General features: G+C 70.2%; 11 protein-coding genes. 4 read left to right on the plus strand and 7 right to left on the minus strand.

Annotated elements, in window-relative coordinates:
• Window positions 1–64: 64 nt before the first annotated feature.
• Window positions 65–2,068 carry an alkaline phosphatase PhoX gene (locus tag KBC94_RS02605; protein ID WP_294366058.1) on the plus strand — a complete coding sequence of 668 codons (2,004 nt, stop codon included), beginning with the start codon at window positions 65–67 and terminating at the stop codon, window positions 2,066–2,068.
• A 79-nt stretch (window positions 2,069–2,147) separates the two neighbouring features.
• Here the strand turns inward: KBC94_RS02605 and KBC94_RS02610 are convergent, their stop codons facing one another.
• Window positions 2,148–2,444 (minus strand): hypothetical protein, encoded by a 297-nt coding sequence (locus KBC94_RS02610; RefSeq protein WP_244917632.1) that lies wholly within the window; start codon window positions 2,442–2,444, stop codon window positions 2,148–2,150.
• 259 nt (window positions 2,445–2,703) lie between these two features.
• On the opposite strand from KBC94_RS02610, the gene KBC94_RS02615 reads away from it, so the two are divergent.
• Window positions 2,704–3,207, plus strand: coding sequence for a hypothetical protein (locus tag KBC94_RS02615; protein ID WP_043117100.1), 504 nt, complete (start codon window positions 2,704–2,706; stop codon window positions 3,205–3,207).
• Window positions 3,208–3,419: 212 nt separating this feature from the next.
• Window positions 3,420–4,604 (plus strand): metallophosphoesterase, encoded by a 1,185-nt coding sequence (locus KBC94_RS02620; protein ID WP_294366061.1) that lies wholly within the window; start codon window positions 3,420–3,422, stop codon window positions 4,602–4,604.
• Here the strand turns inward: KBC94_RS02620 and KBC94_RS02625 are convergent.
• The 5 genes from KBC94_RS02625 to KBC94_RS02645 all read right to left on the minus strand — a co-directional run bounded on the left by KBC94_RS02625 (window position 4,579) and on the right by KBC94_RS02645 (window position 10,722).
• Complete coding sequence (locus tag KBC94_RS02625) at window positions 4,579–6,138, minus strand: UdgX family uracil-DNA binding protein (protein ID WP_294366063.1); 1,560 nt, start codon at window positions 6,136–6,138, stop codon at window positions 4,579–4,581. The two genes, KBC94_RS02620 and KBC94_RS02625, sit on opposite strands and share 26 nt — an antisense overlap.
• A gap of 166 nt (window positions 6,139–6,304) precedes the next feature.
• Window positions 6,305–7,588 carry a putative DNA modification/repair radical SAM protein gene (locus KBC94_RS02630; protein WP_294366065.1) on the minus strand — a complete coding sequence of 428 codons (1,284 nt, stop codon included), beginning with the start codon at window positions 7,586–7,588 and terminating at the stop codon, window positions 6,305–6,307.
• Between the two features lie 51 nt (window positions 7,589–7,639).
• A complete protein-coding gene (locus KBC94_RS02635; protein WP_294366066.1) occupies window positions 7,640–8,617 on the minus strand; it encodes a lysylphosphatidylglycerol synthase domain-containing protein in 978 nt (325 codons plus the stop codon).
• 5 nt (window positions 8,618–8,622) lie between these two features.
• A complete protein-coding gene (gene clsB, locus KBC94_RS02640; protein WP_294366069.1) occupies window positions 8,623–9,912 on the minus strand; it encodes a cardiolipin synthase ClsB in 1,290 nt (429 codons plus the stop codon).
• A 27-nt stretch (window positions 9,913–9,939) separates the two neighbouring features.
• Window positions 9,940–10,722, minus strand: coding sequence for an endonuclease/exonuclease/phosphatase family protein (locus KBC94_RS02645; RefSeq protein WP_294366071.1), 783 nt, complete (start codon window positions 10,720–10,722; stop codon window positions 9,940–9,942).
• Between the two features lie 263 nt (window positions 10,723–10,985).
• Between KBC94_RS02645 and KBC94_RS02650 the strand changes: the two genes are divergently transcribed.
• Window positions 10,986–11,405 (plus strand): hypothetical protein, encoded by a 420-nt coding sequence (locus KBC94_RS02650; RefSeq protein WP_017757197.1) that lies wholly within the window; start codon window positions 10,986–10,988, stop codon window positions 11,403–11,405.
• Between the two features lie 87 nt (window positions 11,406–11,492).
• Here KBC94_RS02650 and KBC94_RS02655 read toward each other — a convergent pair whose 3' ends face one another.
• Complete coding sequence (locus KBC94_RS02655; protein WP_294366075.1) at window positions 11,493–12,023, minus strand: Spy/CpxP family protein refolding chaperone; 531 nt, start codon at window positions 12,021–12,023, stop codon at window positions 11,493–11,495.
• Between the last annotated feature and the right edge of the window lie 71 nt (window positions 12,024–12,094).

Raw genomic sequence — 12,094 nt, forward strand, 5'->3', positions numbered from 1 at the left:
TTTCGGCCAGCGCCCGACCTCCGCGGCGGCCCGGCCTTGTTCTCCCCCGTTAGAGAGTCCGACGATGACGACCCACGACAGCACCCTTTCCGTCCCCACGCGCCGCAAGGCGCTGAAGCTCTTCGGCACTGCGCCGCTGCTGCCGCTGGGCGGCGCCGCCCTGCTGACCGCCTGCGGCGGCGGCAGCGACGGCAACTTCAACTTCGCGGGCGTGACGCCCAGCCCGGCGCCCGCCCCTGCGCCCGTTCCGGCACCCGCCGCGCAGTACGTGTCCACCGAGTTCAGCAGCATGCCCGCGCCATCGCTCGTCAAGCCAGCCGAGATGGCCACCACGACGACCAACTCGGTCATGAAGGTCGCGTTCAACGACGGCAGCAGCGTCAGCTACAACCTGGCCTACCAGCCCTACTTCATCAGCGGGCAGATGGTGCCGGACGGCAAGGGCGGCACCGTCCTGGCCGGCGGCTACTACGACATCAACAACAAGCCGATCATCGACAGCTCGGTGGCCGGCAAGGAGCGCCAGTTCTTCTCGGACTGCGCCGATGGCAGCTCGCTGCTGACGGTGCCGGGCGCCAAGGTGAGCGGCGTCAAGGGCAATGCGGTGTTCGCCGTGGTGCAGTTCGAGTACACCAGCCTGGCGCAGGATCGCAAGACCGACATGTATGGCAAGCTGCCCTCGCCCATCGCCGTGCTCACGCTCGATCAGGACCCGAAGACGGGCAAGCTGTCGCTGGTCAAGTACCACAACGTCGACACCTCGGCCGCGCATGGCCTGTGGATCACCTGCGGCGCCAGCCTGTCGCCCTGGGGCACCCATCTGTCGAGCGAGGAGTACGAGCCGGACGCCTTCACCATCGCCTCCAACACGATGTTCCAGGCCTACAGCAAGAACGTGTTCGGCGATGCGACCAAGGCCAACCCGTACCACTACGGCCATCTGCCCGAGATCACCGTCAATGCCGACGGCACCGGCAGCTGCAAGAAGCATTACTGCCTGGGCCGCATCTCGCACGAGCTGATCCACGTCATGCCCGACGAGCGCACCGCGCTGATGGGCGACGACGCCACCAACGGCGGCCTGTTCATGTTCGTGGCCGACAAGGCCCGTGATCTGTCGGCTGGCACGCTGTACGTGGCGCGCTACGACGAGGTGCTGACGGACACCAGCACCGCCAGGCTCACGTGGATCAACCTCGGCCATGCCACGAGCGCGGAGATCGAGGCGCTGGCCAACGCCCTGGTGCCCACGGACATCATGGACGTGCAGACCGCCGATCCGGCCGACGCGACGTACACCCGGATCATGTACAGCGGCAAGGCCAACTGGATCAAGGTCAAGACCAACAAGGACAAGGCCGCCGCCTTCCTGGAAACCCACCGCTATGCCGCCCTCAAGGGCGGCAGCATGGCCTTCACCAAGATGGAAGGCACGACGGTGAACGTCAAGGACAAGGTGGCCTACTCGGCGCTTGCCAATGTGCAGAGCTCGATGGTCAACGGCAACAGCGCCTGGATGAGCAGCGCCAACGTGACCTTCCCCAAGGTGCTGAACTGCGGCGTGGTGCTGGAGCACAAGCTGGGCGGCGGTGCCAAGGATTCCTCCGGCGCGGCCATCGACAGCGAATGGGTGGCGGTGAGCTCGCGCGTGCTGCTCACGGGCGAGGACCTGAGCACCCCCGACAGCCTGGGCAACACGACCAACCCGGACAAGATCTCCAGCGCGGACAACCTGAAGTTCTCCGAAAAGATGCGCACGCTCTTCATCGGTGAAGACAGCGGCCACCACGTCAACAACTTCCTGTGGGCGTACAACGTGGACACGAAGAAGCTGTCGCGCATCCTCTCGACGCCGGCCGGCGCCGAATCCACCGGCCTGCATGCGGTGGACGAGATCAATGGCTGGACCTACATCATGAGCAACTTCCAGCACCCGGGCGACTGGGGAAGCATCCACAACGTCGTCAAGGGCACGCTGGAGCCGCTGATCCGCTCGAACTACGGCGACGGTTGCGCGGTCGGCTACCTCACCGCAGACCCCGTCCAGTACCGACTGGTCAAGGGCTGAGCGCGCAGGGAGGCCCGGCGCGATGCCGCCCGGCCGCCTCGAAGGCGCGTCCGTCGTGGCCTGACGGGCGCGCCCTTCCTCAGGTGACCTTGGAGATGACCCGCGCCACGCGGGCCACGCCGCCGGTGCCGCTGGCGGCGCGTGCCACCAGGGCACCGCCGGCCGCCGCCTTGACCAGCCGGCCCAGGATCGAGCGGCTCCGGCCCGAGGACAGCAGCAGGGCCACCCCCAGGCCCAGCACCACCAGGTGCTCGCCCGGCAGGTCGGGGCGTCGGGCATCGAAGGCCTTCATCGCGTCGAGCCAGGATTGCTGGCCGTCGGTGCGGGCGGGCTCGACGGGCGAGTCGGGCGTCTGGGGGAAACCGGGCTGGGTCATGGCAGGCATCGGAAATAGGCAGAGAAGCGACGCTTGTAGACCGCCGGGCGGCCCCCGCCTGTAGGTGCACGCCCGCTGCCGATGCCCCATGCTGGCGCATTCCGGCGCCAAAGCCCGCCCGTGCCGGCGCCTGCTGTCAAGGGGAGCAGTCCCCAGACTGCGCCCGATTCTTGCTGAGCACAATGGCCCGGCCGCCGTTGCGGCCCGCAAGGCCGGGTCGATCCGGGCCGCGCACCGTCCACCGTTGTTGAAGAAGTCCATGTCCTTCCGGCTCTCCCGTCTTCTTTCCGCCGCCGTCACCGCCGGCGCCTGCGTCCTGTCTGCGGGCCCTGCCTCCGCCGCGCCGCTGCCGGACATCCTCATGGCGCCGCAGGGCACCGAATACATGTGCGGTGGCGTGGGTCGAGAACAGCAGGCCTTCATGGAGATGGTCTCGCCGCGCTGGGGCGCCACGCTCGAGTTCGCGGTCTCGCGCGGCCAGCGCGGCCAGTTCGACGAGCCCGTGAAGGTGCGCGTGGTCAACAAGTACAACGGCGAACAGGTGCTCGATGCGGTGGCCCATGGCCCCTACATGCTGGCGCGGCTGGCTCCCGGCACCTACGACGTGCAGGCGACGCTCGGGCCGTTGACGCTCACGCAGACGCTCAACGTGGCGCTGGGCGCTCCGGGACGGACGCTGTTCCTGTGGCCGTCCAACTTCGACATCGCCGCCGCCACACATCCGCCGCAGGCCCTGGCCCAAGGTCCGCAGGCCGACCACTGACAAGGTGTGAACGACCCCGACATGCCCGCTCGGCCACGCCGGATTCATTCACACCTTGTGAGCGCGGGGCGTCCGGGGTCGCCCGCCGGTTGGCTCACACGCCGGCGGTAATTTCTTACCTTTAGCGCTTTTTATTACCCGCTTCTGCAAGGACAGCGGGTTTCCCCACGTGCGCAGTTTGCTGCGGCGCAGCAAAATGGCGCCCGCCTGCCATGCCTCTCGCTCCCATCGCCTTTCTGACCACGCTGCTGCACGTCTTCCTGGCCGTGCGGCTGCTGCCTGCCCTGGCGCAGGCGACCGGCGCCTGGCCGGTCTTTGCGCTGCTGCTGCTGCTGTCGGCCGTGACCATGCCGCTGCCCTTCCTTCGCCGACTGCCCCTGCCCGACGTGCTGCGCGCCCCGGTGCGCTGGGTCGGCCTGCTGGCCATGGGCTGGTTCTCCTCGGTGTTCGTGCTGGCGGTGCTGCGCGACATCGGGCTGCTCTCGGCCTGGGCCGTCACGCGGCTCGCCGATCTGTCCATGGACCGCGCCTCGTGGGAACAGGGCAGCGCCCTGGCCGTCATGGCACTGGCCACGGCCGATTCGCTGGTGGGCTTGTTCTTTGCCCGGCGCACGCCGCCGGTGCGCCGCGTGGAGGTGCCCATCGCCGGGCTGCCCGCGCGCCTGGCCGGCTTCACCATCGCCCAGTTGAGCGACCTGCATGTGGGCCCGACCATCCGCGCCGCCCACATCGCCCGGATCGTGGAGGAGGTGAACCGGCTCGGCGCCGACATGGTGGCCATCACCGGCGACCTGGTCGACGGCTCGGTGGACGAGCTGCGCGCGCATGTGGCACCGCTCGCACGGCTGCGGGCGCGCCACGGCACCTTCGTGGTGACCGGCAACCACGAGTACTACGCCGGCGCCCATGCCTGGATCGACGAACTGCGCCGCCTGGGCCTGAAGGTGCTGCTGAACGAGCATGTCGTACTGCAGACGCGCAGCGTGCACGGCGCGCAGACCGACGAGGAGATCCTCGACAGCGCGTTGCTGGTGGCCGGCGTGACCGACTACACCGCCGGCCACTTCGACGCCGCGCATGAAAGCGATCCCCAGGAGGCGCTGCGCGATGCGCCTCCGATGGTGGCGACGCGCATCCTGCTCGCCCACCAGCCCCGCAGCGCGCCTGCGGCGGCCGAGGCCGGGTTCCAGCTCCAGCTGTCGGGCCACACGCATGGCGGACAGTTCTTTCCCTGGAACCTGTTCGTGCCGCTGCAGCAGCCCTTCACGGCAGGCCTGCACCGACTGCAGGACATGTGGGTCTACGTGAGCCGGGGCACCGGCTACTGGGGACCGCCCAAGCGCCTGGGCGCCCCCTCCGAAATCACGCTCGTCACGCTGCGGCGCGCGGACGATTGAAGGCCGGATCCTCTCCGCGCAGATAGCGCCCGGCGAGGGCGAGGTCGTCCAGCCAAGCGCGCCAGGCCGTCTCCCGGTCGGCGGGGTCGCCCCGCAGCAGCGCCGAAGGATGCAGCGTGACGAGCACCGGCAGATCGTCCGGTCCGGTGAGCCACTGCCCGCGCTCGCTCATCACCGGCACGGCGCGCCCCACCAGCGCACGGGCGGCGGTGGCGCCCAGGGCCACGAAGGCCTGGGGACGCACCAGCGCGATCTCCCGCTCCAGCCACTGCTGGCAGGCCAGCACTTCGCGCTGGCCCGGGCTCTTGTGGATGCGGCGGGTGCCGCGCAGCTCGAACTTGAAATGCTTCACCGCATTGGTGAGGAAGAGCGCCTCGCGCGGCCAGCCCAGCTCCTCCAGTGCACGGTCCAGCAGGCGACCGGCCGGACCAACGAAGGGATGACCCGCCAGGTCCTCCTGGTCGCCGGGCTGTTCGCCCACCAGCATCAGCGGCGGACGCAGCGCGCCCTCGCCGAAGACGACCTGCGTGGCGTGCTCGCCGAGCGGACAGTCGCGGCAGCGATCGGCGGCCTTGGCGAGGGAGGTGAGCGTCAGCGCGGGGTCCTGGGCCGTGTCCACCGGCGGCAGCGGGGCGCGGGCGGGAATGCGTCGGCGCGGCTCGGCCGGCACGGTCTGCACCATCCGGCCCGTGCGCTCGGCCGCCTGCGCCGCCAGGGGCGCGATGAGTTGCGCCTCCGGCAGGTTCGCCCAGTACTTGCGCGGCATCTCCCGCGCCATCATCGACAGCTTGAGCCGGGCGGGATTGAAGATGTGGGCGTAGTAGGTGAGCCACAGCGCCTCGCCCTCGTCCGGCCCCGGAGCCTGGGCCCGCGAGGCGCCTGGGCCGAACTCCAGTTCGCCGGGCAGGGCCTCGTCACCCGCCAGGGGCGGCGTGTCCCTGGGCGCCGGCGTCCAGCGGACGGAGCACTCGGGCGTCAGGATGGCCCAGTGCATCTGCGTGAAGCGCCGCACGAAGAAGGGCGCCACGGCTTCGACGATGTGGTGCTCCGGCTCGAACCACGCCACGGAGAGCGCCGGCTCGCCTTCGGGCTGGCCGACGGGACGGAAGCGCACGAAGGCCTTCATCTTGTGCATGTCGCGCCGCACGGACTGGAGCATTTGCCGCGCGCGCAGGCGATCGGGGTCCAGCGGGTCCTGCCGCAGTCCGCGCTCGTGCACCAGCCGCCACAGCAGGCGGTAGAGCAGCGCGAAGCGTTGCGGGTCCTGATGCAGCACCACCTTCTCACACAGCGTGATGAAGGCGGGTGGCACCACCAGCCTCCCGGGCCGCGACGCACTGAGCGGACGATGCGCCGCCGCAGGGGCGAGGGGCGCAGGCGCGGCCTCGGCCTGCCACAGCTGCGGCGCGGGGTGGCCCGGTGTCTGCCACACCACCTCGTCGGGCGGGACCAAGGACGCCAGCAGCGTGCGTGCCTCACGACGGAAGCCCGGCCAATCGATCTCGCTTTCCAGGGTGATGACACGGGGACTCATGGCATGCAAGGTAGGGAGGCGGAAGCGCCCGTTCTGTAGGCAGGTGACCCGCGGCGCACAGGTCGGATTCATGCACCCGGGTCAGCGGGGGACTGCAGCGCGTGCGCGGACCTGCACGCTGCGCCCGGACGTGGCGCCCGCCGCCCTGACGCGCCACGCCGGATGCTCAGAACAGGCTGGCCTGGACGGGCGCCGCGGGCGCGGCGAGCGTGGCGCGCAAGGCGGGCGACTCCAGCGCCCGTGCGGGACGATGGCCATCGAGCTGCACGAAGGGCATCACGCGCGCCACGGGCACGCGCAGGCGGCGCAGGTCCTCGGCCCGCAGGCGCCGGTGGCGCCGCGCCGCCACCAGCTGCTGCACGGCCCGCACACCGAGGCCGGGCACGCGCAGCAGCAGCTCGCGCGGGGCGGTGTTGAGGTCAATGGGAAAGCGCTCGCGGTGCGCGAGCGCCCAGGCCAGCTTGGGGTCGACGTCCAGCGCCAGCATGCCCTGCTGCGAGGCCGGCACGATCTCGTGGTGCTCGAAGCCATAGAAGCGCATGAGCCAGTCGGCCTGGTAGAGGCGGTGCTCGCGCATCAGCGGGGGCGCTGCGGGCGGGAGGCGGCTGGCCGCATCGGGGATGGGGCTGAAAGCCGAGTAGTACACGCGCCGCAGCCGATAGGCGCCGTAGAGGTTGGCGCTGGTGTCGAGGATGGCCACGTCGGTGGCCGCATCGGCGCCGACGATCATCTGCGTGCTCTGGCCGGCGGGCGCGAAGCGCGGCGCCTTGCCGCGGCGCGGGCCAGTGACGGGCAGGGAGACGGCCTTGGCCGCGGCCACCGCGTCGTCGCCGGCCTGGCCCTTGGCCTCGCCGATGTGCACCGCCATGCGGGCCATCGAGCGGCGGATGGCCGTGGCGTCCTTTTCCGGCGCGAGGGCCTCGAGGCCGGCGGGCGTGGGCAGCTCGACATTGATGCTCAGCCGGTCGGCATAGCGCCCGGCGCGGGCCAGCAGCACCGGATCGGCATCGGGGATGGTCTTGAGGTGGATGTAGCCGCGGAAATCGTGCGCCTCGCGCAGGATGCGCGCCACCTCGACCAGCTGCTCCATGGTGTAGTCGGGGCTGCGGATGATGCCGCTGGACAGGAACAGGCCCTCGATGCAATTGCGGGCGTAGAAGTCGAGCGTGAGGTGCACCACCTCATCCACCGAGAAGCGTGCGCGCGGCACGTTGCTGCTCACGCGATTGATGCAGTAGAGGCAGTCGTACTGGCAGAAGTTGGTGAGCAGGATCTTCAGCAGCGAGATGCAGCGTCCATCGGGCGCATAGCTGTGGCAGATGCCCATGCCCTCGGTCGAGCCCATGCCGCGTCCGCCGCGCGAGTCACGCTTGTCCGTGCCGGAGGAGGCACAGGAGGCGTCGTACTTGGCCGCGTCGGCGAGGATGGCGAGTTTGCGCTGGAGATCCACTGGATGAATATACAGCCCCGCGCCGCCGTTGCGCGAAGGCCCCGCGCGCGATCAGGTCTTGTGCCGGTGGCGCGCCCGCCACTCGGTGACGCCATAGAGCATCACCGCCACGACGAGCGGGAGCAGGTAGTACACCGCCCGATAGGCGAGCAGCGCCCCCAGCAGCGGCGCCTGCGGCACCCGGTGCGACAGCAGCGCGACGAAGACCGCCTCCAGCACGCCCAGCCCCGCGGGCACATGGGTGATGACGCCGGCCACGGCCGCGACCAGCAGCACGGCCAGCACCTGCGGATAGTCGACACGCCCCTGCAGCAACAGCCAGACGATGGCGCCCATCAATGACCAGTTGGCCGCGGACAGCAGCAGCTGGAGCGCACCCATGCGCAGCGAGGGCACTTCCAGCGCATGGCCGCGCACCGTCATCGAGCGCCCGCCCGCGAAGGCGCACAGCAGCAGGTAGACGAGGGCCACGGCCGCCAGCACGACGCCGAGCACGCGAAGCCCACCACTGTCGATGCGCCACTCCGGCGGCAGGGCGAGCGGCGACAGCGCGAAGGCGGCGCCCGCCACCAGCAGGTAGCCGATCCAGTTGGTGAGCATCGAGAAGCCCAGCACCCGCGTGATGTCCGAGGCGCGCAGCCCGAGCCGCGAATAAAGCCGATAGCGGAAGGCCACGCCGCCCACCAGCGAGCCGAAGTTCAGGTTGAAGGCGTAACTGATGAAGGCCACGCCCATGACGGTGGGCGCGCGCAGGCCATGGCCGGTGAGGTGACGGCCGAGCAGGTCGAAGGTGGTGTAGAGCGCAAAGCTGAGGGCCGCGAGGGCCGCCGCGGCGGCCACCAGGGCGAGCGGCAGCGCTTGCAATGCGTCCAGCACCTCGTCCCATTCGATGGTGCGGGCCTGCCGCACGATCAGCCATCCAACCCCCAGCAGGAAGGCCCACAGCGCGCCGCGCTGGAGCCAGGGCCACCAGCGCCGCTCGGACGCCGCCGGCCGGGCTGGCGCGCGTGCAGAGGCGGCCGTCGGCATGGCCGTCAGACGGCGTCGGCCGGCTGCGCGCCCAGGGGCGCGGCCGCAGCCGGCGGCACCGCCGGCTTGAGCTGCGGCGCGTGGCGCGGCAGCCAGCTGGTGAGCGAGGGATACCAGCGCAGGAAGTGAAAGACGAAGAAGCTGCGCACCAGGCGCCAGCCGCTCCACTCCTCGGCCAGGTCTTCGGGCGCGATCTGCTTGCAGCTGTGGCGCATCAGGTGCTCCAGCCGCTCGGACAGCACGCGGTTGAAGCCCTCGCCGCGCAGCACCACGTTGGCCTCGAGGTTGAGCGAGAGCGACAGCGGATCGAGGTTGCTCGATCCCACGGTGCTCCATTCGTCGTCCACCAGCGCGACCTTGCCGTGCAGCGGGCGCTCGCAGTATTCGTAGATGCGCACACCGGCATGCAGCAGGTGGTGGTAGAGCATGCTCGCCGCCTTCTTCACGATGGGCATGTCGGGCTCGCCCTGCAGGATCAGCCGCACATCCACGCCCCGCCGCGCCGCCTGCCGCAAGGCCTTGATGAAGCGGTAGCCCGGAAAGAAATAGGCATTGGCGATCACCACGCGCCGACGCGCCTTGCGGATCGCCTCCAGGTAATGGCGCTCGATGTCCGTCGTGTGATGGCGGTTGTCGCGCGTGACCAGCAGGGCCTGCATGCCCTGCGACGCCTGCGGCCCGCGCAGCCGGGTGGCCGTGGGCGGTGCGTCATGGTGGGCGGGCGACTGCTGCAGCGCCTGCACCCGCTTCATGCGCCGCCGGTACCAGCGCGGCTTGCGTGCCCCCAGCGCGATCTCGCGCAGCACAAAGCGGTGCAGCTCGCCCACGATGGGGCCACGCAGTTCGACCGAATAGTCCTGCTTGGCCTCGGGGCCGAAGTCGGCCAGGTGGTCGGCGGAGTAGTTGATGCCGCCGATGAAGGCGCGCCAGCCATCGACCACGACGATCTTGCGATGCATGCGGCGGAACACGTTGAGCCGCTTGCCGAAGAAGCGCTCGCCGGGGTCGAACACGCGCACCTTCACGCCGGCCGAGGCCAGCTCGCCGAGGAAGCGCGCCGACAGGTCGGGCGAGCCGAAGCCGTCGATCATGAGGTCGACGCTCACGCCACGGCGGCCCGCCTCGCACAGTGCCTCATGCAGCGCGAGGCCGACCTTGTCCTCGAAGAGGATGAAGGTCTCGATGACCACCTCGCGCTCGGCGCGGCGGATGGCCTCGAAGACACGCGGGAAGAAGGCCTCGCCGTTCTCCAGCAGTTCGACGTCGTTGTCAGCGTGCCATGCGGGCGCGGTCATGAGGGCAGTCGCTCCATGGGCAAGGGATCAGAAATGGATTTCGGCCACCAGCGGCGCGTGGTCCGACAGGTGGGACCAGGGCGTGCGCGGCAGCACCACCGGCGAAGAGACGCCGACATTGCGCACGTAGATGCGGTCCAGCGGCAGCAGCGGAAAGCGGGCCGGGAAGGTGCGGGCGGGCTTGCCCGTGGCGGTCATGAAGACCTCCTTCAGGCCGGCGCCGTCTTCCAACACGGCATTGGCGCGGCTGCGCCAGTCGTTGAAGTCACCCGCCACGACCAGGGGCGCATCGGCGGGCACCTCGTCGCGGACGATGTGGCACAGCAGCTCCAGCTGCTGCTGCCGGTGCGCCTCGGCCAGGCCCAGGTGGGCACAGATGGCATGCAGGTCGCCCGCCAGGCCGGGCATGCGGATCACGCAATGCAGAAGGCCGCGCTTCTCCGGCCCCGCCACCGACACGTCATGGTTGCGATGCTGGACGATCGGGAACTTGGACAGCAGCGCATTGCCATGGTGGCCGCGCGGATAGACCGCATTGCGGCCATAGGCGAACTGCGGCCACATGGTGTCCGCGAGGAATTCGTAGTGCGGTGCCTCGGGCCAGTTGTCGACGCGGCGGGCATGCCGCTCGTGCGTGCCCAGCACCTCCTGCAGGAAGACCACGTCGGCACCGACCGTGCGCACGGCCTCGCGCAGTTCCGGCAGGATGAAGCGCCGGTTGAAGGTGGTGAAGCCCTTGTGCGTGTTCACCGTCATCACCTTGAGGCGACGCGCGGGCGCGGGCGCCGCGGCCGGCTCGGGCGGGGGCATGGACAGATCGGATCGGAGCAGTGAGGACACGGGCCGTGTTGTAGGCCGAGGGCCGGAAACGCCCTGTAGGAGCGCGTCCGGTTCCCCACGCCCATTTTTTCGCCAGCCGGTTTCGCTTCGGCAGCGGCCCTTGCGGATGCGGCTCCTACAGGGGCGCGCAGCCGACGCCCACACGGGTGTCGCAATCGGCCCCGCTACGGTGCTTGCACGTCGTCGGGATGGCGACGTCATCCCGCAACTTCATCCAATCGAAGGAGAGACCCATGACCCGCACCACTCGCACCCTGTCCGCACTCGCCGCCGCCGGCCTGATGGCCATCGGCGCCAGCGCCATCGCGCAGACCACGGTGCCCGCGACGCAAGGCCAGGCCAGCACCATGACGCCGGCTGGCGTGCCCAACCCCACGCAGCGCCCCGACGGCACCATGCCCGCCCAGCGCGACAACGTGCGTGCCGAGGCCCGGGCCAACAACCGCATGCCCGACAACACCACGACACCCAGCGGCCAGCCGAGCACCGTGATGAACGGCCAGCCCAATCCGACGCCTCCGGTGAACCAGAACACCCGCGCCGAAGTCCGTGCCGACACCAAGGCCGACATGCAGCGCCGGCCCTATGGCAACACCGGCGAACGTCCCGACGTGCCCACCAACCCCAAGAACATGACCGGCACGCCGAAGTGATCGGCATCGGCGCCGCACCGCGGTGCCGCACGAAAAAAACCCCGGCCGATGGACCGGGGTTTTTTTCATGGGCAGCCGCTCAGCGTGTCAGCCGCGGGGAGCGTCTCCAGGGCGCGGACCGTGGCCGTGCGGATGCTCGCCCCGTGCATGCATGCGCGGCAGCGTCTCGGCATCGAAGGTCTGGCGCTGCTGCGGCGACAGCTGCGCATAGAAGCCGCGGGTCGCATCGGCCACCTTGGCGAAACGGGCCTGGCGTTCCGCCTGGCGGGCCTGCATGCGGTCCAGCCGCTCGGGGGTGCTGAGCTTGGCCAGATCTTCACGCGCCGCCGGGGGACGCGCTGGCGGCGTGAAGGCGCTGGCATAGGCGTCCCAGGCGGGCTGCTGGGCCGGCGTCAGCTGCAGCTTGGCCTTGAGGGCCTCCATGCGCTTGGCATGGTGCTCCTTCATGCGCTCCATGCGCTGCTGCGGGTCCATGGCCTTGCCATGGCGCTGGCCGTGCATGCCGGCCGGCGGCGGGGCGCCCTCTGCCGGGGCCGACGGCGCGGGCTGCGCGGAGGCGGCGAAGGCGGCACAGGCCAGCAGGCCGGCCGCGAGGAGGGAATGACGACGGGATTTCATGGTGCTTCCTTTCCGAAGACCGCCACCGGATCGGCAGCGTGGAGACGACTGTGCGCCCCGCAGGTCAAGAC

It is taken from the genome of Pseudacidovorax sp. (genome assembly GCF_017991995.1).
Lineage (GTDB): Bacteria > Pseudomonadota > Gammaproteobacteria > Burkholderiales > Burkholderiaceae_C > Xenophilus.